This is a genomic window from Burkholderia sp. B10 (assembly GCF_004368385.1).
In the GTDB taxonomy this organism is placed as follows: domain Bacteria; phylum Pseudomonadota; class Gammaproteobacteria; order Burkholderiales; family Burkholderiaceae; genus Burkholderia; species Burkholderia vietnamiensis.
Genome location: NZ_PQMX01000021.1, coordinates 1 through 25,027, shown reverse-complemented (window position 1 = coordinate 25,027; position 25,027 = coordinate 1). Strand labels below are relative to the sequence as shown.

The following is a 25,027-nucleotide window of genomic DNA, read 5'->3' as shown; positions in this document are numbered from 1 at the left end:
GTGAACGTTTTCTTCGAGGAATCGGGCAGTTTCAAGGCGGGCAGCGTGCTGTCGCGCCAGGGCGACGCGTTTCAGGTCGAGTTGCCCGGCGGGCGGCGCGCGAAGGTGCGCGCAAAGGACGTGCTGATCGAGTTCGAGAAGCCGGCCGCGAGCGAGCTGATGCAGGAAGCCGACACGGCCGCGCAGCAGATCGACCTCGACTTCCTGTGGGAATGCGCGCCGGCGGAGGAATTCGCCTATACGACGCTGGCCGCCGAATACTTCGGCGCGGGCTACGGCCCGGTCGAGCGCGCGGCGCTGGTGCTGCGGCTGCACGGCTCGCCCGTGTACTTCCGCCGCAAGGGCCGCGGCCAATATCAGCGCGCGCCGGAAGAGCAGCTGAAGATGGCGCTCGCGTCGCTCGAGCGCAAGCGCCAGCAGGCGCTGGTGCAGGCGCAGTACGAAGAGGAGCTGAAGGAAGGCAAGCTGCCGCAAGCGTTCGCCGGCAAGGTGCTCGCGCTGCTGACGCGACCGGACAAGAATTCGATCGAATACAAGGCGCTCGAGGCGGCGGCCGGGGCGCGCGGCGTGTCGCCCGCGCGGCTGATGCTCGACTGCGGCGGCATCGAGTCCGCCCGCGCGCTGCACGAGGCGCGCTTTCTCGCCGAGTTCTTCCCGCACGGCACGGGCTTTCCGCCCGTCGCGGTCGGCCCGCTGCCGGACGACCTGCCGCGCGCGGACGTCAACGCGTTCTCGATCGACGACATCACGACGACCGAAATCGACGACGCGTTCTCGGTCGAGCATCTGGCAGACGGCCGCGTGCGGATCGGCGTACACATCGCGGCGCCGGCGCTGGGCATCGTGCGCGGCGACGCGGTCGACGCGATCGCGCGCGCGCGTCTGTCGACGGTCTACATGCCGGGCGACAAGATCACGATGCTGCCGGACGACGTGGTCGACGTCTTCACGCTGAAGGAGGGCGACTACCGCCCGGCGCTGTCGTTGTACATCATCGTCGATCGCGACACGCAGGAGATCGTCGCGAACGAGACGCGCGCCGAGCTCGTGTACGTGAAGAACAACCTGCGCCACAACACGCTCGACGAGCTGGTCAACGAGGAGACGCTCGCGGCCGGCACCGGCGATTACCCGCACAAGGACGACATTGCGGTGCTGTGGCCGCTCGCGCAGGCGCTGTTCGAGAAGCGCCAGGTCGCGCGCGCGGGCTACGGCCTGAAGCGCGAGGTGCAGCGCAATACCGACTACAACTTCTACGTCGAAGGCGAGCACGTGACGATCACGCCGCGCCGCCGCGGCTCGCCGCTCGACCTCATCGTGTCGGAGCTGGCGATCCTCGCGAACTCGACCTGGGGCGCGTTCCTGCACGATCACACGGTGCCGGGCATCTACCGCTCGCAGCGCGGCTTCGGCGCGCCGGGCCCGAAGCGCACGCGGATGCAGACGACGGCCGCGCCGCACGAAGGGCTCGGCGTCGCGCAGTATGCGTGGAGCACGTCGCCGCTGCGCCGCTACGTCGACCTCGTGAACCAGTGGCAGCTGCTCGCCTGCGTGCAGCACGGCGTCACCGCGAAGCTCGCCGCGCCGTTCAAGCCGAAGGACGCCGACCTGTACGCGGTCGTGCAGGGCTTCGACGACACCTATAGCGCCTACGCCGACTACCAGCGCCGGATGGAATACTTCTGGTGCCTGCGCTGGCTCGCGCAGGAGCAGAAGAAGCAGGTAGTCGCGAGCGTCGTGAAGGGCGATCTCGTGCGCCTCGAGGAAATTCCGCTGCTGCTGCACGTGCCGGGGCTGGGCGTGCATGCGCGCGGCACGCGCGTGCTGCTCGAGGTGATGTCGCTCGACGAGCTGACGATCGAGGCGTCGGTGCGGCCGCTGAGCGTGCTCGACGCGCCGACCGTGACGAGCGGCGATGGGGCCGACGAAGAAGACGACGCCGAAGGCGAAGGCGGCGACGACACGCTGGTCGACGCGCAGGACGCGTCGGCGGAATCGGAAGCCGAGGCGCTGGCCGAATCGGACGGCGCCGCGGCCGAAGGCGGCGACGCCGCAACCGGCGGCGAGCACGAAAGCGAGCCGGAAAGCGCACCGGGACGCGCATCATGAGCGCGACGGCGTCGACGAGCGGGGCAGACCGCTACGTGGTGTTCGGCAACCCGGTGGCGCACAGCAAGTCGCCGTTCATCCACGCGCAGTTCGCCGCGCAGACGGGCCAGGCGCTCGTCTACGAACACCGGCTCGCGCCGGTCGACGGCTTCGAGGCGGCGGTGCGCGCCTTCGTCGCCGAAGGCGGCCGCGGCGCGAACGTGACGGTGCCGTTCAAGCTCGACGCGCATGCGCTCGCCGACACGCTGTCGCCGCGCGCGGCAGCCGCGGGCGCCGTGAACACGCTGCGCATCGAGGCCGATGGCCGGATTTTCGGCGACAACACCGACGGCGTCGGCCTCGTGCGCGACATCGAGTCGAATCTTGGCGTGTCGCTCGCCGGCGCGCGCATCCTGCTGCTGGGCGCCGGCGGCGCCGCGCGCGGCGTCGTGCTGCCGCTGCTCGAGCGCGCGCCGCTGTCGATCACGATCGTCAATCGCACCGCGAGCAAGGCCGAGGCGCTGGTCGGGCAGTTCGCGCAGGCCGCGCACGACGCGGGCTGCGTGCTGTCGGGCGGCGGCCCGGACGTCGTGCGCGCCGAACCGTACGACGTGATCGTCAACGCGACGGCCGGCAGCCTCGACGCGGCGCTGCCGGCGTGCGACCCGGCCGCGTTCGGGCCGCACACGCTCGCGTACGACATGATGTACGGCGCGCAGCCGACGGTGTTCATGCAGCACGCGGCGTCGCTCGGCGCGCGCACGGCCGACGGGCTCGGGATGCTGGTCGAGCAGGCCGCCGAATCGTTCTACATCTGGCGCGGCGTGCGGCCGGACGGCGCGCCGGTGCTGGCCGCGCTGCGCCAGGCGCTCGCGGCGGGCTGAACGGGGCGCGGCAGATGGTGGCGGCAAGCGGTACGCAGCGCACGCGCACGGTGGGCCTGGCCCGCTGGATCGTCTATGCGGGCTCGGTATTCGCCGGCGCGTGGCTCGCGACGCAGCTGTTCTATCTGGTGCAGATCGCGCTGTGGTCGTTCATCAACCCCGGTTCGACCGCGTTCATGCGCACCGACGCATGGTGGCTGTCGCACGACAAGCCGCCTGCGCAGATCCAGCATCAATGGGTGCCGTACGACCAGATCTCGCGCAACCTGAAGCGCGCACTGATCGCATCGGAGGACGCGACCTTCGCGACCAACAACGGTTACGACGTCGACGCGATCCTGCAGGCGTGGGAGAAGAACAAGGCGCGCGGCCACATCGTCGCCGGCGGCTCGACGATCACGCAGCAGCTCGCGCGCAATCTGTTCCTGTCGCGCGAGAAGAGCTACATCCGCAAGGGGCAGGAGCTGATCATCACGTGGATGCTCGAAACGGTGCTCGACAAGGAGCGCATCTTCGAGATCTACCTGAATTCGGTCGAATGGGGCCGCGGCGTCTACGGCGCCGAGGCCGCCGCCCGTTACTACTACCGGATCCCCGCGAGCCGGCTCGGCGCGTGGCAGTCGGCGCGCCTCGCGGTGATGCTGCCGAAGCCGCGCTGGTTCGACGCGCATCGCGGCTCGGCCTATCAGGCGCAGCGCGCCGCAATCATCGCGCGCCGGATGGGCGCGGCCGAGCTGCCGCAATCGCAGTAAGCGGCGCGCTCGCGCCGCCGCAGCGCCGCTCATGGCGTTCATGCGCCGATGCTGCGGCGCAGCGCAAGCAGGCCGCCGGTAGGCCGGGCGCAATCCGTTAGACGAATCCGTCTATTTCGCTTTTCCGAGCAATCTCCTCCGCACCGCGACGTTCGTTGCGGGCGTCGCACGCAATCCGTGCGCCTCTCCTAGTTTGTCCGCAGCGCGAACGCCGTTGAAAGCTGCACGAAATCGGACAGTTCGGTAATCGAAGCGTTGATGAAAGGTGTGCGCCGCACCGAACTTCAGGCGAATATTTCCAAATTTTTCAAAGCCGGAACGCTCGCGTATATTGGCCAGCGCCTCGGCTCATCGGCCGCAAGCGAGGCGGGGGGCGGCTTACCGGGCTGCTCGACACAAAAAACATTCGAGAGAAGGAAAGCAACGATGCCAGCGAGCAAAGCGAAGCTGTTGTTGGGGGTCGTGTTCTCTTCGCTGATTCTGACGGCCTGCAACGACGACGTGACGTCGTCGGCCGCAGCAGGCGCCGCCAGTTCGGCCGATCCCGCCGCCCAGACGGACCAGCCGTACAACGATCCGAACAGCTATTCGTCCAGCGCGAGCGCGTCGCTCGACGCATCCGCCGCGGTCGAAAAGGCCGCCGTCACCCATCACCAGATCACGCTGAACGGCCAGACCATCCGCTACACGGCCAGCGCCGGTCACCTCGTCGCCCGCAATCCGCAGACGGGCGCGCCCGAAGCGTCGTTCTTCTACGTCGCCTACACCGCCGACAACCAGCCCGCCGCGAAGCGTCCGGTCACGTTCCTGTACAACGGCGGCCCCGGCTCCGCATCGGTGTGGCTGCATCTCGGCTCGTTCGGCCCGAAGCGGATTCAGACCGGCGATCCGAACGCGAACACGTCGAGCTTTCCGTTCGTCGACAACGCGGAGAGCCTGCTCGACACCACCGACCTCGTGTTCGTCGACGCGATCGGCACCGGCTTCTCGGAGGCGATCGCGCCGAACACGAACCAGACGTTCTGGGGCGTCGATCAGGACGCCGGCGCATTCCGCGACTTCGTCACGCGCTACCTCACGGTGAACCAGCGCAACGCTTCGCCGAAATACCTGTTCGGCGAGTCGTACGGTACGCCGCGCACCGACGTGCTCGCGAACCTGCTCGAGACGGCCGGCGTGAAGCTCGACGGCATCGTGCTGCAGTCGTCGATCCTGAACTACAACACCAACTGCGACATGGCGAGCGACTATGTCGGCAACTCGAACAACGGCGCGAGCCCGGTGAGCTGCGCGGGCTTCGTGCCGTCCTACGGCACCGTCGGCGCGTACTACCAGCTCGACAATCCGAACCCGTCGAACCTGCCGCAGTACGCGGACCAGATGCGCCTGCTCGCCGCCGGCAGCTACGCGCCCGCGGTGAACGCGTATCTCGCGAGCCATACGCCGCCGCCGTCGTCGCTCGTCACGACGATGGTCAATGCTACCGGCGTCAAGCAGGCGCTGTGGAACGCGGACTTCAACGTGGTGCCGACCTTCTTCGACAACAGCTTCCAGGTGTCGCTGATCCCGGGCACGCTGATCGGCCGCTACGACGCGCGCGTGAACGTGCCGTCGTCGAGTCCGCTCGCGGCGGACGGCGATCCGTCGAGCACCTTCATCACGAAGCCGTTCACCGACACGATCGGCAGCTACCTGCCGAACGTGCTGAAGTACAGCGCGCAGTCCGCGTATTCGGTGAGCAGCGACGCGATCCAGACGTGGGACTGGACGCACGACGGCCTCGCGATGCCCGACACGATTCCCGATCTCGCGACTGCGCTGACGCTGAATCCGTCGCTGAAGGTGCTGTCGCTGAACGGCTATCACGACATCGCGACGCCGTTCTATCAGACCGAGCTCGACCTCGCGCGGCTCGGCACGCAACCGAACCTGACGATCAAGGACTATCAGGGCGGGCACATGGTCTATCTCGACGACACGTCGCGTCCGCAGGAGAAAGCCGACCTCGTGACTTTCTACGGCGCGGCCGCGCACTGATGCGATGTGCGGGCCGGCGCACGGCGCCGGCCGTCGACGACCTCATTCCAGACTGGAGCCTGACATGAACAAACGTTTCCTCGTGGTGGCCGTCGCGCTCGCATGCGCGGCGGCGTCAGCAACCGCTGCCGCATTCGCGCAGGCCGGCGACGCCGCCGCGCCCGCGCGGGCCCGCCAGGCGCAGCTCGGCGATCCGTACGTGCCGCCGGCCGCGCGCAAGCCGACCGCCGGCACGCAGACCACCGGCGCCGCGCTGCACGCGCAGGTCGTGCGCAAGCTCGCGCGGCAGTTCGGCGCGGCCGACACGCAGAACAACGGTTCGATCACCGAAGCGCAGGCGCGCGCGGCCGGCCTCGGCTACGTCGCGAACCACTTCCGGCAGATCGATGCGAGCGGCAGCGGCCGCGTGTCGTTCGCCGACGTGCAGCGCTACATGCAGGCGCGCAGCACGAGCCAGCAGTAAGCGCGGCGCAGGCGAACAACGGGGGCGGAGCCTGCGGTGCGCGGGCTCCGCCCCCGTGCGCATCGCGCCGCCGGCAGCACGGCGGCGCGTACTTCTCATTATCTGGACAACGCATTCAAATATTGGAGACGAGTGCGTGCGCTCCTACAATCCGAAGCACATCGACAGCTTCGGACCCACGCACCGCGCGGCGCCCGACGCATACGGAGACACCTTCCATGACCTTCGCCGGGCGCTTTCCTCGGTGCATCGACTGCCGCGTCGCCGCGACGCCCGCGCTCGCTTGCGCGTCGCGACGGCGGCTTCACCGATTCCGTTGACGAAGCCCGCTCCATGACCAACATGCCCGACACCCTTGCTCTCGACGCCCGGCGCGCGACGCCGGACGATGCGCCGCTGACCGACAGCATCGGCGCGACCAGCACGCCGCTCGACCTCGCCGCGCAGCAGGCCGGCACGCAGACGCTGCTGCGCGGCCTCGCGATCCTCGAAGCGATCGCGAACGGCGCGCGCGACATGCGTTCGATCGGCGCCGCGCTCGGCACGACGCGCAGCACGACGCACCGTCTCGTCAGCAGCCTCGTGCAGGCGCGCTACCTGCGTCAGGTGCAGGGCGGCTATCTGCTCGGGCCGAAGCTGATCGAGCTCGGCACGATCGCCCTCGAGCAGATGCCGCTGACGGCGGTCGCGCGCCCGCATCTCGAAGCGCTCGCCGAAGCGACGCTCGACACGATCCATCTCGGCGTGCGCGACGGCGACGACGTGCTGTACATCGACAAGATCCCCGGCACGCGCGGGCTGGAAATGCGTTCGCGCGTCGGCCACCGGATGCCGCTCGCGTCGACCGGCATCGGCAAGGCGATGATGCTCGACCTCGACCCGGACCTGTGGCGCTCGCTGTTCGAAGCCGCGCGGCGCGCGCTGGCCGGCGTGAATTTCAAGCCGGACAACCGGCCGGAGACGAGCGCGTTCCTGCAGCGCATGGCGCACTACGCGGCCGGCGGCTACACGTTCGACCTCGAGGAAAACGAGGCGTCGATCCGCTGCGTGGCCGCGCCGATCCGCGATGCATCGGGCGCGATCGTGGCGGCCGTGTCGGTTGCCAGCACGATTCCGTACATGCCGCACGACCGGATGGACGAACTGATTCCGCTCGTGCAGCGCGAAGCGCGAGCCATTTCCGCGGAGCTGGGCTGGAGCCCGCCGCAGGGTACCCGCAGGATCAAACGATGACCAATTCGACCGGGACCGCTCCGGACGCCGCACCGTCGCTGATCGCGCTCGACTGGGGCACGACGTCGCTGCGCGCCTATCTGTTCGACGCGCACGGCGCGCTCATCGACACGCGCAGCCGCGCGGCAGGCGTGATGCACGTGCCCGCCGACGGCGCGCGCGCGTTCGACGACGTGTTCGAAGAGGCGTGCGGCGACTGGCTCGACCGCGCGCCCGGCGTGCCGGTGCTGGCCGCCGGGATGGTCGGCAGCGCGCAGGGCTGGCGCGAGGCGCCGTACGTCGCGGTGCCGGCCGGCGCCGATGCGCTCGTCGCCGGTCTCGTCACGGTAAGCACCGCGCGCGGCACGACGGTGGCGATCGTGCCGGGCGTGATCGCGACGGGCGAACTGCCGGACGTGATGCGCGGCGAGGAAACCCAGATCTTCGGCGCACTCGCGAACGATCCATTGCTTGATGCCGATCGTTCAGGCGTACTGATCGGGCTGCCGGGCACGCATGCGAAGTGGGCGTGGGTGAAGGACGGGCTGATCGAGCGCTTCCAGACCTTCATGACCGGCGAGCTGTACGCGGCGCTGCGCGATCACACGATCCTCGGCCGCACCATGCGCGCGAGCGCGTCGTCCGACCGCGCGGCGTTCGAGCGCGGCGTCGCGGTCGCGCGCGGCGCGCGGCACACGGGGCTGCTCGCGACCGTCTTCAGCACGCGCACGCTCGGCCTGACCGGGCGGCTCGCGCCCGATGCGCAGGGCGATTACCTGTCCGGCCTGTTGATCGGCCATGAACTGAATGCGCTCGCCGCGATGCTCGCGGAGCGCGGCGTCGCGCTCGCGAACCAGCCGCTGCTGCTGATCGGCGACGACGGCTTGTGCGCCCGCTACGTCGATGCGCTGCGCGGGTTCGGCTGCACCCATGCGCGCGTCGTCGCGCAGGCGACCGAACGCGGCCTGTGGTGGATCGCCGCGCGCGCCGGGCTGGTGCGCGCCGACCAACGAACCGATTGAAGAGGAACCGTCCATGCCGTCCGACCTCACGCTGCCCGCACCGTACACGCCGCACCCCGCCTTGATGCATGCGTTCGACGCGTGTCCGCTGATCGCCATCATGCGCGGCATCACGCCCGCGGAAGCCGTCGATCACGGGCTCGCGCTGCATGAAGCCGGCTTCCGGATCGTCGAGGTGCCGCTCAATTCGCCCGAACCGTTCGCCAGCATCGCCGCGCTGCGCCGCGCGTTGCCCGACGACATGATCGTCGGCGCAGGCACCGTGCTGCGCGCCGAATTCGTCGAGCGCGTGCGCGACGCGGGCGGCGCGCTGATCGTGATGCCGCACTCGGACGCCGCCGTGATCCGCCGCGCGCGCGAGCTGGACCTCGCCAGCGCGCCGGGCGTCGCGACGCCGACCGAGGCGTTCGCCGCGCTCGCCAACGGCGCCGACGTATTGAAGATGTTCCCGGCCGAGCAGCTCGGCGTGCCGGTCGTGAAGGCGTGGCGCGCGGTGATCGACCGCGCGGTGCCGCTGATTCCGGTCGGCGGCGTCACGCCGGACAACATGCAGCCGTTCCTGGCGGCCGGCGCGAACGGCTTCGGGCTCGGCTCGGCGCTGTATCGGCCGGGCCAGACGGCGGACGCGACGGCCGCGAACGCGCGCGCGTTCCAGGCCGGCCTGCGCGCGGCGCGCGGCGGAGCCGCATGATGGCGCGGCTGGCCGGCAAGGTCGCCGCGGTGACGGGCGCGGCACGCGGCATCGGCGCGGCGATCGCGCATGCGTTCGCGCGCGAGGGCGCGTGCGTCGCGCTGCTCGACGTCGACGTCGAGCACGCGCAGCGCACCGCCGCCGCGATCGCCGCCGAGGTCGACGGCGCGCGCGTGCTCGCGCTGCATGCGGACGTCACGCGCCAGGACTCGATGCGCGCTGCGCTGGCGCGCATCGAAGCCGAATTCGGCCCGCTCGACGTGCTGGTGAACAACGCGGGCATCAACGTGTTCGCCGATCCGCTGACGATGAGCGACGACGACTGGCGCCGCTGCTTCGCGGTCGACCTCGACGGCGTGTGGCACGGCTGCCGCGCGGCGCTGCCGGGCATGGTCGAACGTGGCCGCGGCTGCATCGTGAACATCGCGTCGACGCATGCGTTCAGCATCATTCCGGGCTGCTTTCCGTACCCGGTCGCGAAACACGGCGTGCTCGGGCTCACGCGTGCGCTCGGCATCGAATACGCGGCGCACAACGTGCGGGTGAACGCGATCGCGCCCGGCTACATCGACACGCAGCTCACCCGCGACTGGTGGGAGGCGCAGGACGACCCGGCGGCGGCACGCGCGCAGACGCTCGCGCTGCAGCCGATGAAGCGCATCGGCCAGCCGGACGAAGTCGCGATGACGGCCGTGTTCCTCGCGTCCGACGAGGCGCCGTTCATCAATGCCACGTGCATCACCGTCGACGGCGGGCGCGCGGCGCTGTACCACGACTGAGGCGCCTGACGTAACGATTCGAAAGACCGCACGTGCGACGGCCGCGCGCACGCTGCGTCGAAACCAACAAGCGGCTGCATCCCGTTCGATGAAGACAAGGAGACACTGGACATGAAACGCAGAACCTTCGTAACACTGGCCGCGGCGGCCGCGGTGGTGATCGGCAGCCCGCTCGCGCAGGCGGCCGATCCGGTCAAGATCGGCTTCCTCGTGAAGCAGCCGGAAGAGCCGTGGTTCCAGGACGAATGGAAGTTCGCCGAGATCGCCGCCAAGGACCGCGGCTTCACACTCGTGAAGATCGGCGCGCCGTCGGGCGAGAAGGTGATGAGCGCGATCGACAACCTGTCCGCGCAGAAGGCGCAGGGCTTCATCATCTGCACGCCCGACGTGAAGCTCGGGCCGGGCATCGTCGCCAAGGCGAAGTCGCACAACCTGAAGATGATGACGGTCGACGACCGCCTCGTCGACGGCGCGGGCAAGCCGATCGAATCGGTGCCGCACATGGGCATCTCCGCGTACAACATCGGCAAGCAGGTCGGCGACGGCATCGCGGCGGAGATCAAGAAGCGCGGCTGGAACATGAAGGAAGTCGGCGCGATCGACATCACCTACGAGCAGCTGCCGACTGCGCACGACCGCACGAGCGGCGCGACCGACGCGCTGGTCGCCGCCGGCTTCCCGAAGGCCAACGTGATCGCCGCGCCGCAGGCGAAGACCGACACCGAGAACGCGTTCAACGCGGCGAACATCGCGCTCACCAAGAACCCGCAGTTCAAGCACTGGGTCGCCTACGGCCTGAACGACGAGGCCGTGCTCGGCGCGGTGCGCGCGGCCGAAGGGCGCGGCTTCAAGGCCGACAACATGATCGGGATCGGCATCGGCGGCTCGGAGTCGGCGCTGAACGAGTTCAAGAAGCCGCAGCCGACCGGCTTCTACGGCACCGTGATCATCAGCCCGAAGCGCCACGGCGAGGAAACCTCGGAGCTGATGTACGCGTGGATCACGCAGGGCAAGGCGCCGCCGCCGCTCACGCTGACGACGGGCATGCTCGCGACGCGCGAGAACGTGGCGAAGGTGCGCGAGGAGATGGGGCTCGCGTCGAAGTAAGCGAGCAAGCGGGATGCCGGCCGCCGCGGCGATGCGGCGGCCGGCGATCGATCGATCTGGAAGTGGGGAGACGACGTGTCAGCGGCACTGCGTTTTGACAATATCGGCAAGGTATTTCCCGGCGTGCGCGCACTCGACGGCATCTCGTTCGACGTGCATGCGGGCGAGGTGCATGGCCTGATGGGCGAGAACGGCGCGGGCAAGTCGACGCTGCTGAAGATTCTCGGCGGCGAATACCAGCCCGATGCGGGCAGCGTGCTGGTGGACGGCCAGCCGGTGCATTTTTCGAGTGCGGCCGCGTCGATCGCGGCCGGCATCGCGGTGATTCACCAGGAACTGCAGTACGTGCCCGACCTGACGGTCGCGGAGAACCTGCTGCTCGGCCGGCTGCCGAACGCGCTCGGCTGGGTGAAGAAGGGCGACGCGAAGCGCCACGTGCGCGAGCGGCTCGCCGCGATGGGCGTCGATCTCGACCCCGACGCGAAGCTCGGGCGGCTGTCGATCGCGCAGCGCCAGATGGTCGAGATCTGCAAGGCGCTGATGCGCAACGCGCGCGTGATCGCGCTCGACGAACCGACCAGCTCGCTGTCGCATCGCGAGACGGAAGTGCTGTTCAAGCTCGTCGACGATCTGCGCGCGCAGGGCCGCGCGCTGATCTACATCTCGCACCGGATGGACGAGATCTACCGGCTGTGCGACGCGTGCACGATCTTCCGCGACGGCCGCAAGATCGCGTCGCACCAAGCGCTTGCCGACGTGCCGCGCGAGCGGCTGGTCGCCGAGATGGTCGGGCGCGAGATCGCGGACATCTACCACTACGCGCCGCGCGCGCTCGGCGACGTGCGGTTTTCGGCCGAAGGCGTCGATGGCCCGGCGCTGCGTGAGCCGGCGAGCTTCTCGGTGCGCGCGGGCGAGATCGTCGGCTTCTTCGGGCTGGTGGGCGCGGGACGCAGCGAGCTGATGCGGCTCGTGTACGGCGCGGACCGCCGGCGCGCGGGCGTGCTGACGCTCGACGGCCGGCGCATCGACGTGAAGCGCACCGGCGACGCGATCCGTCACGGCATCGTGCTGTGTCCGGAGGACCGCAAGGAGGAAGGGATCATCGCGATGGCGTCGGTCGCGGAGAACATCAACATCAGCTGCCGCCGCCATTCGCTGCGCGCGGGGCTGTTCATCGACCGCAAGACCGAAATCGAAACGGCCGACCGCTTCATCCAGCGGCTGAAGATCAAGACGCCGAACCGCCGGCAGAAGATCCGCTTCCTGTCGGGCGGCAATCAGCAGAAGGCGATCCTGTCGCGCTGGCTCGCGGAGCCCGACCTGAAGGTCGTGATCCTCGACGAGCCGACGCGCGGCATCGACGTGGGCGCGAAGCACGAGATCTACGACGTGATCTACCGGCTCGCGGAGCGCGGCTGCGCGATCGTGATGGTGTCGTCGGAGCTGCCCGAAGTGCTGGGCGTGTCCGATCGCATCGTCGTGATGCGCGAAGGGCGCATCGCGGGCGAGCTGCCGCGCGAGCGCGCGAACGAGCATGCGGTGCTGAGCCTCGCGCTGCCGCAGACGAGCGCCGCGCAGGCGGCCTGAGGCGGCCGCACGCGGCCGGGACATTCGAATCGATCACGCGCGGCACGGGCCGCGCGAAGCAGGAGCAGGAGACACAACCATGCAAGTCAGGGAAAACCTCGCGAGCGCAGCCGTGAAGCCGTCGGCCGACGCGCTGGTGCCGCAGCAGAGCGATCGCCAGAAGTGGTGGCAGCACCTCACCGAATACAGCCTGATCGCGATCTTCGCGGTGATGTTCATCACGATGTCGCTGACGGTCGATCACTTCTTCTCGATCGACAACATGCTCGGCCTCGCGCTGTCGATCTCGCAGATCGGGATGGTCGCGTGCACGATGATGTTCTGTCTCGCGTCGCGCGACTTCGATTTGTCGATCGGCTCGACCGTCGCGTTCTCCGGCGTGCTGTGCGCGATGGTGCTGAACGCGACCGACAACACGCTGGTCGCGATCGTCGCGGCGGTCGCGGCCGGCGCGGCGATCGGCTTCGTGAACGGCGCGGTGATCGCGTATCTGCGCATCAACGCGCTGATCACGACGCTCGCGACGATGGAGATCGTGCGCGGGCTCGGCTTCATCGTGTCGAAGGGGCAGGCGGTCGGCGTGTCGTCGGATACCTTCATCGCGCTGGGCGGGCTGTCGCTGTTCGGTGTGTCGCTGCCGATCTGGGTCACGCTGCTGTGCTTCATCGTGTTCGGCGTGCTGCTGAACCAGACCGTGTACGGCCGCAACACGCTCGCCATCGGCGGCAACCCGGAGGCGTCGCGCCTCGCCGGGATCAACGTCGAGCGCACGCGCGTCTACATCTTCCTGATCCAGGGCGCGGTGACCGCGCTCGCGGGCGTGATCCTCGCGTCGCGCATCACGTCGGGCCAGCCGAACGCCGCGCAGGGCTTCGAGCTGAACGTGATCTCCGCGTGCGTGCTCGGCGGCGTGTCGCTGATGGGCGGCCGCGCGACGATCTCGGGCGTCGTGATCGGCGTGCTGATCATGGGCACGGTCGAGAACGTGATGAACCTGCTGAACATCGACGCGTTCTATCAGTACCTGGTGCGCGGCGCGATCCTGCTCGCGGCCGTGCTGCTCGACCAGCTGAAGAACCGCGGCGTACGCGACTGACCGATTCCACGGAGACGATCCGCATGACTCTCGACACTTCCGCGCAGCACGCGCGCTATGCGCGCTACCCGAGCCTCGCCGATCGCGCGGTGCTGATCACGGGCGGCGCGACCGGCATCGGCGCGTCGTTCGTCGAGCACTTCGCGCGGCAGGGCGCGCGCGTCGCGTTCGTCGACCTCGACGCGCCGGCCGGCGCGGCGCTGGCCGAACGCCTCGCCGGCGAGCCCGAGGTACGCCACGCGCCGCTGTTCGTCGCGTGCGACCTGACCGACATCGACGCGCTGCGCGGCACGATCGACGCGATCCGCGCGCGGCTCGGCGCGATCGACGTGCTCGTGAACAACGCGGCGAACGATGCGCGCCACGCGATCGCCGACGTGACGCCCGCGTCGTTCGACGCCGGCATCGCGGTGAACCTGCGTCACCAGTTCTTCGCCGCGCAAGCCGTGATCGACGACATGAAGCGTCAGGGCGGCGGCGCGATCATCAATCTCGGCTCGATCAGCTGGATGCTCAAGAACGGCGGCTACCCCGTCTACGTGATGGCGAAGGCGGCCGTGCAGGGGCTCACGCGCGGGCTCGCACGCGATCTCGGGCCGTTCGGGATCCGCGTGAATTCGCTGGTGCCCGGCTGGGTGATGACCGACAAGCAGCGCAGGCTGTGGCTCGACGACGCGGGCCGCGCGGCGATCAAGGCCGGCCAGTGCATCGACGCCGAATTGCTGCCGGACGATCTCGCGCGCATGGCGCTGTTTCTCGCGGCCGACGACAGCCGGATGATCACCGCGCAGGACGTGGTGGTCGACGGCGGCTGGGCCTGATTGCGATGTCGCGTTCGCACGGCGCCGCGCGAGCGCGCCGTATCGTTTCATCGACGAAGGAAAGGAGTTCGACATGACTGCCACGCCCTCGCGCGCATCGTCGTCCACGAGCCAGACGCGCCGCGCGCGCCTGGCTGCCGCCGCGCAGCCGGTCAGCGCCGGCCCGCAGACCGCCGCGTTCGCGCAGGGCGTCGGCGCCGCGCATGCGGCGGCCGTCACGCTGTCGAACGCGTTGCTGCGGCTCGACGTGCTGCCGCATCTCGGCGGCGGCATCGCGCGCTTCGACTGGCGCGGCGATCACGGCGTGGCGGTGCCGGTGTTCCGCCGTTGCGAGCAGCCGGATAGCGCGACCGATCCGAACGCGCTCGCGTGCTATCCGCTGCTGCCTTACTCGAACCGGATCGGCAACGGCCGCTTCGAATGTGACGGGCGCAGCATCACGGTGCCGCGCAACCGGCGCGACGAGCCGCTGCCGATTCACGGCGACGGCTGGCTCGCGCGGTGGCAGGTCGACGACGCGACCGCCACGTCGCTGCAGCTGTCGCTCGACCGCGCGAGCGGCGCGCCGTATGCGTTCCGGGCGATCCAGTCGTTCGAGCTCGACGACGCGACGCTGTCGATCGCGCTGTCGATCGAGAACGCCGGACGCGCGCGGTTGCCGTTCGGGCTCGGCCTGCATCCGTTCGTGGTGCGCGACGACACGACCGAGCTGGCCGCCGCCGCCGGCGGACTGTGGCTGTCGGGCGCCGATTTCCTGCCGGTGCGGCACGTGAGCGTGCCGCCCGCGTGGCAGTTCGGCGTCGCGTATCCGCTGCCGCCCACGCTCGTCAATCACGCGTTCACCGGCTGGGGCGGCCACGCGACGATCGGCTGGCCGCGCCGCGCGCTGTCGCTGACGATCGCCGCCGACGTCGACGCGTATGTGCTGTACACGCCGCCCGGCGAGGATTTCTTCTGCTTCGAGCCGGTCGATCATCCGATCAATGCGGTGAACCTGCCGGGCGGCGCGGCCGCGCACGGGATGACGCTGCTCGCGCCCGGCGAACGGCTCACGCGGCGCTTTTCGTTCACCGTCGCGCGCACCGATGCGCGGGTCGACGCGGCCGCGCGCGAAGCGCGCTGGCGACGCGGGTAAAATACGCGGTCTACCAACGGTTTGCCGCGAGTATCCGCCATGTCTTCCCCGCTTACTTTCATCGAATCGCTGCGCGCCGCGTGGCAGCGCACGAATTCGCTGCTGTGCGTCGGCCTCGATCCCGAGCCGTCGCGCTTTCCCGTGCAGTTCGACGGCCAGCCCGATGCGATCTTCGAATTCTGCCGGCAGATCGTCGACGCCACCGCGCCGTATGCGAGCGCGTTCAAGCCGCAGATCGCGTACTTCGCCGCGCATCGCGCGGAAGACCAGCTCGAGCGGCTGATCGCCCATATCCATCTGCAGCATCCGGGCCTGCCCGTGATCCTCGACGCGAAGCGCGGCGACATCGGCAGCACGGCCGAGCAGTACGCGCGCGAAGCGTTCGAGCGCTATCGCGCGGACGCGGTCACGGTCAATCCGTACATGGGCTACGACTCGGTCGAGCCGTACTTCGAGCATGAAGGCAAGGGCGTGATCGTGCTGTGCCGCACGTCGAACCCGGGCGGCTCCGACCTGCAGTTCCTCGACACCAATGGCCGGCCGCTGTACCAGGTCGTCGCCGATCTGGCCGCGAACAAGTGGAACGCGAAGAACGGCCAGCTCGGCCTCGTGGTCGGCGCGACGTTCCCGAACGAGATCGAGGTCGTGCGCGGGATCGTCGGCGACATGCCGCTGCTGATTCCGGGCATCGGCGCGCAGGGCGGCGACGTGCAGGCGACCGTCACCGCGGGCCGCACCGCCGACGGCACCGGGATGATGATCAACTCGTCGCGCGCGATCCTGTACGCGAGCCGTGACGAGGATTTCGCCGAGGCCGCCGCGCTCGCCGCGCAGAAGACGCGCGACGCGATCAACGCGTATCGCTGACCTTGCCGGCCGCCCGTTCGGGCGGCCGCTCGCCGCGCCGGCGTGCGCAGCCGCATTCGTGGACCGCGAACTGCGCGCGTCGATCGCGCTTGTCACCGATCCTTAACGACGGCACGCCGGTGAGACGGCAGACGGAAACCGGATCGTCGTGAAGCACGACGCGATCCGGCAAGCGGGCGGGGCGGGCGGATCAGCCCTCGCGTTCGTCGAGCAGCTTCAACAGCCCGCGCAGCGCATGCGCGGCCGCCTGCGTGCGGATCTGCTCGCGGTCGCCCTTGAACACGAGCGTCTCGACGTCGGTGTGCAGCCGGTTGCTCCACGCGAACGACACGGTGCCGACCGGCTTCTTCTCGCTGCCGCCGCCCGGCCCGGCGATGCCGGTGACCGACAGCGCGACCTGCGCGCGGCTGTTGCGCAGCGCGCCTTCGGCCATCGCGCGGGCGACCGGCTCGCTGACCGCGCCGTGCTTCTCGATCAGGTCGGGCGGCACGCCGATCATCTCGCTCTTGGCCTGGTTCGAATAGGTGACGAAGCCGCGCTCGAACCACTGGCTGCTGCCGGAGATGTCGGTGATCGCGGCGGCGATCATGCCGCCCGTGCAGGACTCGGCGGTGGCGAGCGACAGGTGCTCGTCACGCAGTTTGTTGCCTGCGCGGATCGCAAGCTGATGGACGACGGAATCGGTTGGCATGCGCGTCGGGAAACGGGAGTCGGGAAATCGGTCAGCCGACGACCGAGCGCCACAGCGCGATCACGAGCAGCGTCATGAACGCGGCGACCAGATCGTCGACCATGATGCCGAGCCCGCCTTTCACGCGGCGGTCGAAGTAGCGGATCGGCGGCGGCTTCAACATGTCGAACAGGCGAAACACGACGAACGCCCACAGCTGGCCGACGAAGGTCGCCGGCGTGACGAACAGCATCACGAGCCAGATCGCGACGATTTCATCCCAGACGACGGGGCCCGGATCGGCGTTGCCCATCTTGCGTGCGGTGAAGCCGGTCAGCCAGGTGCCGGCGGCGAAGCCGAGCGCGATCAGCGCCCACCATTCTGGCACCGTCAGATAGCGGTTGAGCACGACGAACGTCAGCCAGCCGAACAGCGTGCCGAACGTGCCGGGCAGGAACGGCGCGAGCCCGCTGCCGAAGCCGAGCGACACGAGGTGCGCCGGGTGCGACAGCATGAAGCGCGCGCTCGCGCGCCGCGGGGCGAGCGGGGCGGCGCCGGGCGCTGCCTCGGCTTGCGCGTGCGTCGGATCAGTGTGCATCGAAGTGGTCGAAGCCGTGCAACGTGAGGGTGAGGGGCGCGCCGGCGGCGTCGCGCCACGCGATCGCGGGCCGCTCCGACGGCGAAGACAACGCGCGTATTGTACCGATTCGCGTGACCCGCACCGCCGCGCTCGCGCCGGCTGCCTCGACCGCCCCGCGGGCCGCGGGCGGCGCGGTGAAGCACAGCTCGTAGTCGTCGCCGCCGGCGAGCGCGCAGCGCCGCTGCACGTCGGGCGGCAACGCCGCGAGCGCCACCGAGCGCGGCACCGCATCGGCGTCGACGTCCGCGCCCACGTTCGAGCGCGTGAGGATGTGCTGGAGATCGCCGGCGAGCCCGTCCGAGATGTCGAGCGCCGCATGCGCGACGCCGGCGAGCGCGAGCCCGAGCGCAATGCGCGGCTCGGGACGCTCGAGCGCGCGGCGGAACGCCGCTGCGTCGTCGGCGCCGGCGCGCCATTCTCCGCGTGCGATGCCGAGGCCCGCGCGCGCGTCGCCGAGCGTGCCGGACACCCAGACGTCGTCGCCGGGGCGCGCGGCATCGCGCCGCAGCACGGCGTCCGGCGCCACTTCGCCGAACACCGTCACGCACAGGTTCAGCGGCCCGCTCGTCGTGTCGCCGCCGATCAGCTCGCAGCCGAACCGGTCGGCGAGCGCGAACAGCCCGCGGCTGAACGCGTCGAGCCACGCGGCATCCGCGCGCGGCAGCGCGCACGCGAGCGTGAACGCGCGCGGCGCGGCGCCCATCGCGGCGAGGTCGGACAAATTGACCGCGAGCGTCTTGTGACCGAGCGCGTCGGGCGCGACGTCGGGGAAGAAGTGGCGGCCTTCCACCAGCATGTCGGTCGAAATGGCCAGCAGTTTTCCGGAACGCGGCTCGAGCAGCGCGCAATCGTCGCCGATGCCGAGCGTCGACGTGCGGGTGCCGCGGGCCGCGCGGCGCGCGAAGAAGCGATCGATCAGCGAAAACTCGGACAGGGCGGCTGGCACGGCGGACGGACCCGGAAGCGGTGAAAGGAACGGCATTGTACGAGGCGAACGGCGCCGTTTCTGCACCGTTCAGTCCATTTTTGTCGCGGCTGTTGCACCCGAAACGCCGGTCTGACGGGGTTGGATTGGCGCTACAATGCCGTGGAACAGTCATTCTAATCCGCCCGCCACGAGACACATGTCGACTCAAGCCTCCTCCAAAGCCAAGCTCCGCGAAGCCGCCCTCGACTATCACGAATTCCCGACGCCCGGGAAAATCGCGATCGCCCCCACCAAGCAGATGATCAACCAGCGCGACCTCGCGCTCGCGTATTCGCCCGGCGTCGCGTTCGCGTGCGAGGAGATCGTCGAGAATCCGCTGAACGCCGCGCGCTTCACCGCGCGCAGCAACCTGGTCGGCGTCGTCACGAACGGCACCGCCGTGCTCGGGCTCGGCAACATCGGCCCGCTCGCGTCGAAGCCGGTGATGGAAGGCAAGGCCGTGCTGTTCAAGAAGTTCGCGGGCATCGACGTGTTCGACATCGAACTGAACGAGTCGGACCCGCACAAGCTCGTCGACGTGATCGCCGCGCTCGAGCCGACCTTCGGCGGGATCAACCTCGAGGACATCAAGGCGCCCGACTGCTTCATCGTCGAGCGCGAAGCGCGCAAGCGGATGAAGATTCCGGTGTTCCACGACGACCAGCACGGCACCGCGATCGTCGTGGCCGCGGCCGTCACGAACGGCCTGAAGGTCGTCGGCAAGGACATCAAGAAGGTGAAGCTGGTCGCGTCGGGCGCCGGCGCGGCCGCGCTCGCGTGTCTCGACCTGCTGGTCGACATCGGCCTGCCGCTCGAGAACATCACGGTGACCGACCTGGCCGGCGTGGTGTACAAGGGCCGCGCCGAGCTGATGGACCCGGACAAGGAGCGGTTCGCGCGCGAAACCGACGCACGCACGCTCGCCGAGGTGATGGAAGGCGCCGACATCTTCCTCGGCCTGTCGGCCGGCGGCGTGCTGAAGCAGGAGATGGTGAAGGGCATGGCCGAACGGCCGATGATCCTCGCGCTCGCGAACCCGACGCCCGAGATCCTGCCCGAACTCGCGCTCGAAGTGCGTCCGGACGCCGTGCTGGCCACGGGCCGCACCGACTATCCGAACCAGGTCAACAACGTGCTGTGCTTCCCGTTCATCTTCCGCGGCGCGCTCGACGTCGGCGCGACGACGATCACGCGCGAGATGGAGATTGCGGCGGTCAATGCGATCGCCGAGCTTGCGCAGCACGAGCAGAGCGACATCGTCGCGACCGCGTACGGGATCCAGGATCTGTCGTTCGGCCCCGAATACCTGATTCCGAAGCCGTTCGACCCGCGCCTGATCGTCAAGATCGCGCCGGCCGTCGCGCAGGCCGCGATGGACGGCGGCGTCGCGACGCGCCCGATCGAGGACATGGAGGCGTACAAGCAGCATCTGCAGCAGTTCGTCTATCACAGCGGCACGACGATGAAGCCGATCTTCCAGATCGCGCGCGCCGCGCCCGGCGAGAAGAAGCGCGTCGTGTTCGCGGAGGGCGAGGAAGAGCGCGTGTTGCGCGCGGTTCAGATCATCGTCGACGAGAAGCTCGCGAAGCCGATCCTGATCGGCCGCCCGTCGGTGATCGAGCACCGTATCCAGCGCTACGGGCTGCGCCTGACGCCGGGCGCCGATTTCACCGTCGTCAACACCGAGCACGACGAGCGCTACCGCGACTTCTGGCAGACGTACTACAAGATGATGGCGCGCAAGGGCATCAGCGAGCAGCTCGCGCGTGTCGAGATGCGCCGCCGCACGACGCTGATCGGCTCGATGCTGGTGAAGAAGGGCGAAGCGGACGGGATGATCTGCGGCACGATCAGCACCACGCACCGCCACCTGCACTTCATCGACCAGGTGATCGGCAAGCGCCCGGGCTGCAGCGTCTACGCGGCGATGAACGGCCTCGTGCTGCCGGGCCGCCAGATTTTCCTGGTCGACACGCACGTGAACGTCGATCCGACCCCGGAGGAGCTGGCCGAGATCACGATCATGGCCGCCGAGGAAGTGCGCCGGTTCGGCATCGAGCCGAAGGTCGCGCTGCTGTCGCACTCCAATTTCGGGACGAGCAACGCGCCGTCAGCGCAGAAGATGCGCGATACGCTCGCGATCCTGCAGGAACGCGCGCCGGAGCTGAAGGTCGACGGCGAGATGCACGGCGACGTCGCGCTCGACGCGGCGCTGCGCAAGGAGATCCTGCCCGAATCGACGCTCGAGGGCGACGCGAACCTGCTGATCCTGCCGAACATCGATTCGGCGAACATCGCGTACAACCTGTTGAAGACGGCCGCCGGCAACAACATCGCGATCGGGCCGATCCTGCTGGGCGCCGCGCAGCCGGTGCACGTGCTGACCGAATCGGCGACCGTTCGCCGCATCGTCAACATGGCGGCGCTGCTGGTCGCCGACGTGAACGCGTCGCGCTGAGCCAACACGCGGGTGCCGCCCGGTCGAACCGGCGCGGCACAGCAGATGAAATTGTCAACAAAGGCAAAAAGAGGCGTGCCCGCAACGGGCACGCCGTCGGGTATCGCGCGAAGGCGCTTTCCCTAATCAACAACGGCATCTCTCCACTCCGGGTAATGAGCGTGGCAAGGAGGCAGATCTCGCCAGGTGACAGATGCCGCCGCCATTTTATCCTATGAAAGATAAAAGTGATGTGATTTAGGTAAAAAATGCCCGTTGCGGCGGGGCATCGGGCTTTCGGTTTCCAAACGAACATTGATTCGCGGGAACAATAGCGCTACGCTAACGCCTTTGGTTGGTCGTCAACTACTTGATTTAACAGCGGGAACCCTGGTTCATGGCACGCAAGTGGCTCCGCAACGGCGCGCTCGCGTCCGTCTTCGCGATGTTTGCGATGGGTATCGTCGGCGCGCCGACGGGCAGTCTGGTTTCCGCCGCATACGCACGGCAGGCCGCTTCGGCCGACGTGGCCGCAGCCGGGGTCGATACGGTCCCCGCGGCGCGTTTGCCGCGCGAGGCCGTGACCACGCTTGGCCTGATCGCCGACGGCGGCCCCTATCCTTACGAGAAGGACGGCGTCGTGTTCGGCAATCGCGAACGGATCCTGCCCAAGGCGAAGCGCGGCTACTACCACGAGTACACGGTCCCGACGCCGCGCGCGCGCAATCGCGGCGCGCGTCGGATCGTCTGTGGCGGGCCGCTGCGCCGGACCGACAACTGTTATTACACAGACGACCACTACAACAGTTTTAAACGTATTGTTGAATGACTTCGGGATGAACGGCATGAGCGACTCCATCTACGCGCACGATACGGCGGCGGCGGAACTGTTCGCGGCCGGCGACGGCAATCTGTTTCAGCGCGTGATGCAACTACACGCGGCGGCACAGGCCGGCGGCGCGCCTGAGCAACAGGCGGCCGAGCCCGGGCTTTCATCGAACGAGGAGCCTATGAGCCTTTTCACGACCGTCCGACCCAATCTCGTGCAGTCGATCCGCGCGTTCCGCGTGCAGGATCTCGCCGACGAAGCCGGTCGGCTCGGCCAGCATTTCCTGTATGCGTATTGCGGCGCCGCGCAGTCGAAGCAGGAAGTGATGGAGACGATCGCGACGTCGTTTCTGTTTCCAAAGCATTTCGGCAAGAACTACGACGCGCTGTACGACTGCCTGACCGACCTCGTCGCGAAGGCCGGCGCACAGCCCGGTTTCGTGATCGTCCTCGAAGGGCTGCCGATCGCGCAGAAGTTCGACAAGGAAGGGCGCGAGACGCTGCTCGACGTGTTCCGCGAGGCCGCGGAGTTCTGGGCCGAGCGCAAGGTCGCGTTCCGCGTGTTCTATTCGTTCGCGTAAGCGCAGGTGCGGCGGCCGCCTACGCGGCCCATCCTGCAGGAAGCCCGCGTCGAGCGGGCTTTTTTGCGTCCGCGCTCGCGCGGGCCGGGCGCAGCCGGTGCTCGATATGCGACTCGCCGAGAGTTCGGGGCCGCCGCTTGCCACGCGCGGCGGCCCGCCGCATCACCACCCGCCCCAGCGCGCGGCCAGCGCCGCGAGCACGGCCGCGCCGGCCGTTTCGGTGCGCAGCACGCGCGGGCCGAGCGACAGCGCGGTGAAGCCGTGCGCACGCGCCGCGTTTTCCTCGTCCGGCGACAACCCGCCTTCCGGCCCGATCAGCAGGGTGACCGTAGCCGCGGGCGGCTGATCCGGCAGCGACGCGAACGGAATGCTCGCGCGCGGCGACAGCAGCAGCCGCAACTCGCCGTCGGCCGGCGCCGCGGGCAGCGCGTCGAGCCACGCGCCGAACCCGCGCACCGCGGCGACCTCGGGCACGCGGTTGCGCCCGCACTGCTCGCACGATGCGCGCACGACGCCGCGCCAGTGCGCGACGCGCTTGTCCGCGCGCTCGCCCGACAGCTTCACGACGCCGCGCGCCGTCGTCAGCGGCACGACCGCCGCGACGCCGAGTTCGACGGCCTTCTCGATCACCCAGTCCATCTTGTCGCCGCCGGCGATGCCTTGCGCGAGCGTCACGCGGTACGGCGGCTCGGCCTCGACCGGCTCGAACGCGTCGAGCTGCGCAAGCGCGTTGCGCTTGTCGATCTCGACGAGCTGCGCGCGGTACTGTCCGCCGCTGCCGTCGAACAGCACCAGCGCGTCGCCGGGCTCCAGCCGCAGCACCTGCGCGTGACGCGCGACGTCGGCCGGCAACGCGAGCGTCGCGCCGGCGCGCAGCGTCGCTTCGACGAAAAAGCGCGGCACGGCCGCGGTGGTGGTCGCCTCGTTCATCTGGATTGCGGCTCCGTTCATGGGCGCACCCGGCACGCGAGTGCCCAGCGGTAGCCGTCGAGATCCTCGATCTGCGCGAAGCGGTCGCCCCAGAACTGGTCCTGCGGCGCGCTCAGCGACTTCGCGCCCGCATCGAGCGCGCGCTGCCAGGTCGCGTCGACGTCGTCGACGTACAGATAGAACGACTGCGGCGCGGTCGCGTTCGCATGCTTCGGCGTGAGCGCGGTCGAGCCGAACGCGCCTTCGGGCGCGAACATCACGATCAACTGATCGTGATAGGTCATCTCGACGTGCATGATCGCGCCGTCCTCGTCATGGACGTCGCGCAGCGCGAAACCGAATGCGGCCTTGAAGAAGTCGATGGCGGCGCGCGCGTTGCGCACGGCCAGATAAGGCGTCAACCAAGGCACGTTGGCCGGACGTGGATCGGTCATCAAATCTCCTGTGGAAAGGTCGTCGCGCGGGCGTTCGGCCGCATGCGGCCGCCGCGACGGGCGTTTACCGCGCCCGCCCGCTGCGCGCCGACGAGCGCGCGATCAACCGGCATCACGACGCGTTGCGCCAAGCTCAGCGGCGCCCGCCCAGTGTATCGCGCAGCGCGCGCGGCAGGGCAAAGAGGGCCGCATGAAGTCGCGCATCGTAGTAGCGCAATCCGTGCACGCGGCGGGCGGCGAGCCGCTCGTCGACGTCGTGTGCGAACAGCGCGGCCGCGTCGAGCGTGTCGCTCGCGATCGCCATCAGCCATTGGGAGCCGTACAGCGGCACGTGCGCGGACAGCGGGTCGACGAACGCGAAGCTCGCGCGCAGATCGTCGAGCAGCGCGGCGATGCGCGCCGCATGGAACAGCGGCGAGCCCAGATGCATCGACAGCGCGGCGCGCGGCGTCAGGATCCGCTTGAGCCGCGCGTAGAACTCGCGCGTATAGAGGCCGGCCGCCGGCGAGTCGGGCGGCGTGAGGTCGAACACGACGAGATCGAAATGCTCGACGGTCGACGCGACGAACTGCGCGGCGTCGCCGATCACGACCTCGACGCGCGGATCGTCGAGCGCGCCCTGGTGCACGTCGTCGAGATAGCGGCGCGCCATCCCGACCACTTCGTCGTCGAGTTCGGCGACGACGATCCGCTCGATGCACGCGTGCTTGAGCAACTGGCGCGCGGCGCCGCCGTCGCCGCCGCCGAGCACGAGCGCCTTCTTCGGGCACGGATGCGCGAGCGCGGCCGGGTGCGTCATGCACTCGTGGTACACGTATTCGTCGCCGACCGACGTCATCGGCCGGCCGTCGAGCGTGAACAGGCGGCCGAGCTGCGGGGTGTCCCACACTTCGATGTGCTGGTGCGGCGAGGCGACGTGCGCGAGCCGTCGCGCGTTGGGAAAGCCGTACGCGGCGTCGGGCGTGGGATGAAAAAGGAGGGTCGTGCTCACGGGGGGGC

24 protein-coding genes are annotated in these 25,027 nt (G+C 69.2%); 18 read left to right on the top strand and 6 right to left on the bottom strand.

The features are described 5' to 3' along the window. The 15 genes from C3Y15_RS13210 to pyrF all read left to right on the top strand — a co-directional run bounded on the left by C3Y15_RS13210 (nucleotide 1) and on the right by pyrF (nucleotide 16,541). On the top strand, nucleotides 1-2,109 hold the full coding sequence (locus C3Y15_RS13210) for an RNB domain-containing ribonuclease (RefSeq protein ID WP_059735994.1): 2,109 nt from the start codon (nucleotides 1-3) through the stop codon (nucleotides 2,107-2,109). Then, nucleotides 2,106-2,972 (top strand): shikimate dehydrogenase, encoded by an 867-nt coding sequence (aroE, locus tag C3Y15_RS13205; protein ID WP_011883226.1) that lies wholly within the window; start codon nucleotides 2,106-2,108, stop codon nucleotides 2,970-2,972. The genes C3Y15_RS13210 and aroE overlap by 4 nt, the downstream gene beginning before the upstream one ends. Before the next feature lie 14 nt (nucleotides 2,973-2,986). Further along, the gene (gene mtgA, locus C3Y15_RS13200) at nucleotides 2,987-3,724 is read left to right on the top strand and encodes a monofunctional biosynthetic peptidoglycan transglycosylase (RefSeq protein ID WP_014722419.1); all 738 of its coding nucleotides are present in this window, start codon (nucleotides 2,987-2,989) and stop codon (nucleotides 3,722-3,724) included. A gap of 426 nt (nucleotides 3,725-4,150) precedes the next feature. Beyond that, nucleotides 4,151-5,761, top strand: coding sequence for a peptidase S10 (locus tag C3Y15_RS13195; protein WP_011883228.1), 1,611 nt, complete (start codon nucleotides 4,151-4,153; stop codon nucleotides 5,759-5,761). A gap of 64 nt (nucleotides 5,762-5,825) precedes the next feature. Further along, nucleotides 5,826-6,224 (top strand): EF-hand domain-containing protein, encoded by a 399-nt coding sequence (locus C3Y15_RS13190; RefSeq protein WP_014722420.1) that lies wholly within the window; start codon nucleotides 5,826-5,828, stop codon nucleotides 6,222-6,224. A 333-nt stretch (nucleotides 6,225-6,557) separates the two neighbouring features. After that, on the top strand, nucleotides 6,558-7,457 hold the full coding sequence (locus C3Y15_RS13180) for an IclR family transcriptional regulator (protein ID WP_011883231.1): 900 nt from the start codon (nucleotides 6,558-6,560) through the stop codon (nucleotides 7,455-7,457). Then, on the top strand, nucleotides 7,454-8,458 hold the full coding sequence (locus C3Y15_RS13175; protein WP_014722422.1) for a 2-dehydro-3-deoxygalactonokinase: 1,005 nt from the start codon (nucleotides 7,454-7,456) through the stop codon (nucleotides 8,456-8,458). The genes C3Y15_RS13180 and C3Y15_RS13175 overlap by 4 nt, the downstream gene beginning before the upstream one ends. 13 nt (nucleotides 8,459-8,471) lie before the next feature. Next, nucleotides 8,472-9,149 carry a 2-dehydro-3-deoxy-6-phosphogalactonate aldolase gene (locus C3Y15_RS13170; protein WP_041493750.1) on the top strand — a complete coding sequence of 226 codons (678 nt, stop codon included), beginning with the start codon at nucleotides 8,472-8,474 and terminating at the stop codon, nucleotides 9,147-9,149. After that, on the top strand, nucleotides 9,149-9,928 hold the full coding sequence (locus C3Y15_RS13165) for an SDR family oxidoreductase (protein ID WP_069246367.1): 780 nt from the start codon (nucleotides 9,149-9,151) through the stop codon (nucleotides 9,926-9,928). Before C3Y15_RS13170 ends, C3Y15_RS13165 begins: the two co-directional genes overlap by 1 nt. Before the next feature lie 111 nt (nucleotides 9,929-10,039). Further along, nucleotides 10,040-11,035 (top strand): arabinose ABC transporter substrate-binding protein, encoded by a 996-nt coding sequence (locus tag C3Y15_RS13160; RefSeq protein WP_011883235.1) that lies wholly within the window; start codon nucleotides 10,040-10,042, stop codon nucleotides 11,033-11,035. 75 nt (nucleotides 11,036-11,110) lie between these two features. After that, a complete protein-coding gene (araG, locus tag C3Y15_RS13155) occupies nucleotides 11,111-12,622 on the top strand; it encodes an L-arabinose ABC transporter ATP-binding protein AraG (RefSeq protein ID WP_011883236.1) in 1,512 nt (503 codons plus the stop codon). A 79-nt stretch (nucleotides 12,623-12,701) separates the two neighbouring features. Continuing rightward, nucleotides 12,702-13,718 (top strand): L-arabinose ABC transporter permease AraH, encoded by a 1,017-nt coding sequence (gene araH / locus C3Y15_RS13150; RefSeq protein ID WP_011883237.1) that lies wholly within the window; start codon nucleotides 12,702-12,704, stop codon nucleotides 13,716-13,718. Between the two features lie 23 nt (nucleotides 13,719-13,741). Continuing rightward, nucleotides 13,742-14,539 (top strand): SDR family oxidoreductase, encoded by a 798-nt coding sequence (locus C3Y15_RS13145; protein WP_034194169.1) that lies wholly within the window; start codon nucleotides 13,742-13,744, stop codon nucleotides 14,537-14,539. 73 nt (nucleotides 14,540-14,612) lie between these two features. Beyond that, nucleotides 14,613-15,674 (top strand): aldose 1-epimerase, encoded by a 1,062-nt coding sequence (locus tag C3Y15_RS13140; RefSeq protein WP_059740377.1) that lies wholly within the window; start codon nucleotides 14,613-14,615, stop codon nucleotides 15,672-15,674. Between the two features lie 39 nt (nucleotides 15,675-15,713). Then, nucleotides 15,714-16,541 carry an orotidine-5'-phosphate decarboxylase gene (gene pyrF / locus C3Y15_RS13135; RefSeq protein WP_011883240.1) on the top strand — a complete coding sequence of 276 codons (828 nt, stop codon included), beginning with the start codon at nucleotides 15,714-15,716 and terminating at the stop codon, nucleotides 16,539-16,541. A gap of 190 nt (nucleotides 16,542-16,731) precedes the next feature. On the opposite strand, the gene C3Y15_RS13130 is transcribed toward pyrF, so the two are convergent. Genes C3Y15_RS13130 through thiL form a run of 3 tightly spaced genes read right to left on the bottom strand, consistent with a single transcriptional unit; the run spans nucleotide 16,732 to nucleotide 18,833 of the window. Further along, entirely contained in the window at nucleotides 16,732-17,232 is a 501-nt protein-coding gene (locus C3Y15_RS13130; RefSeq protein WP_011883241.1) for a CinA family protein, read from the bottom strand. A 31-nt stretch (nucleotides 17,233-17,263) separates the two neighbouring features. Further along, complete coding sequence (locus C3Y15_RS13125; RefSeq protein ID WP_034194167.1) at nucleotides 17,264-17,809, bottom strand: phosphatidylglycerophosphatase A; 546 nt, start codon at nucleotides 17,807-17,809, stop codon at nucleotides 17,264-17,266. After that, nucleotides 17,799-18,833, bottom strand: coding sequence for a thiamine-phosphate kinase (gene thiL / locus C3Y15_RS13120; protein WP_069246134.1), 1,035 nt, complete (start codon nucleotides 18,831-18,833; stop codon nucleotides 17,799-17,801). Before thiL ends, C3Y15_RS13125 begins: the two co-directional genes overlap by 11 nt. A 100-nt stretch (nucleotides 18,834-18,933) precedes the next feature. Between thiL and C3Y15_RS13115 the strand changes: the two genes are divergently transcribed. The 3 genes from C3Y15_RS13115 to C3Y15_RS13105 all read left to right on the top strand — a co-directional run bounded on the left by C3Y15_RS13115 (nucleotide 18,934) and on the right by C3Y15_RS13105 (nucleotide 22,664). Then, nucleotides 18,934-21,276, top strand: a complete 2,343-nt coding sequence (locus tag C3Y15_RS13115) for an NADP-dependent malic enzyme (RefSeq protein ID WP_269152895.1) — start codon at nucleotides 18,934-18,936, stop codon at nucleotides 21,274-21,276. 376 nt (nucleotides 21,277-21,652) lie between these two features. Next, nucleotides 21,653-22,084, top strand: a complete 432-nt coding sequence (locus tag C3Y15_RS13110; RefSeq protein ID WP_011883245.1) for a ribonuclease — start codon at nucleotides 21,653-21,655, stop codon at nucleotides 22,082-22,084. A gap of 16 nt (nucleotides 22,085-22,100) precedes the next feature. After that, nucleotides 22,101-22,664 carry a barstar family protein gene (locus C3Y15_RS13105; RefSeq protein ID WP_011883246.1) on the top strand — a complete coding sequence of 188 codons (564 nt, stop codon included), beginning with the start codon at nucleotides 22,101-22,103 and terminating at the stop codon, nucleotides 22,662-22,664. A 162-nt stretch (nucleotides 22,665-22,826) separates the two neighbouring features. Here C3Y15_RS13105 and C3Y15_RS13100 read toward each other — a convergent pair whose 3' ends face one another. The 3 genes from C3Y15_RS13100 to speE all read right to left on the bottom strand — a co-directional run bounded on the left by C3Y15_RS13100 (nucleotide 22,827) and on the right by speE (nucleotide 25,019). Beyond that, nucleotides 22,827-23,594 (bottom strand): 16S rRNA (uracil(1498)-N(3))-methyltransferase, encoded by a 768-nt coding sequence (locus C3Y15_RS13100; RefSeq protein ID WP_011883247.1) that lies wholly within the window; start codon nucleotides 23,592-23,594, stop codon nucleotides 22,827-22,829. Between the two features lie 17 nt (nucleotides 23,595-23,611). Next, complete coding sequence (locus C3Y15_RS13095; protein ID WP_011883248.1) at nucleotides 23,612-24,028, bottom strand: VOC family protein; 417 nt, start codon at nucleotides 24,026-24,028, stop codon at nucleotides 23,612-23,614. A gap of 133 nt (nucleotides 24,029-24,161) precedes the next feature. Next, a complete protein-coding gene (gene speE, locus C3Y15_RS13090) occupies nucleotides 24,162-25,019 on the bottom strand; it encodes a polyamine aminopropyltransferase (RefSeq protein WP_011883249.1) in 858 nt (285 codons plus the stop codon). Nucleotides 25,020-25,027 lie beyond the last annotated feature (8 nt).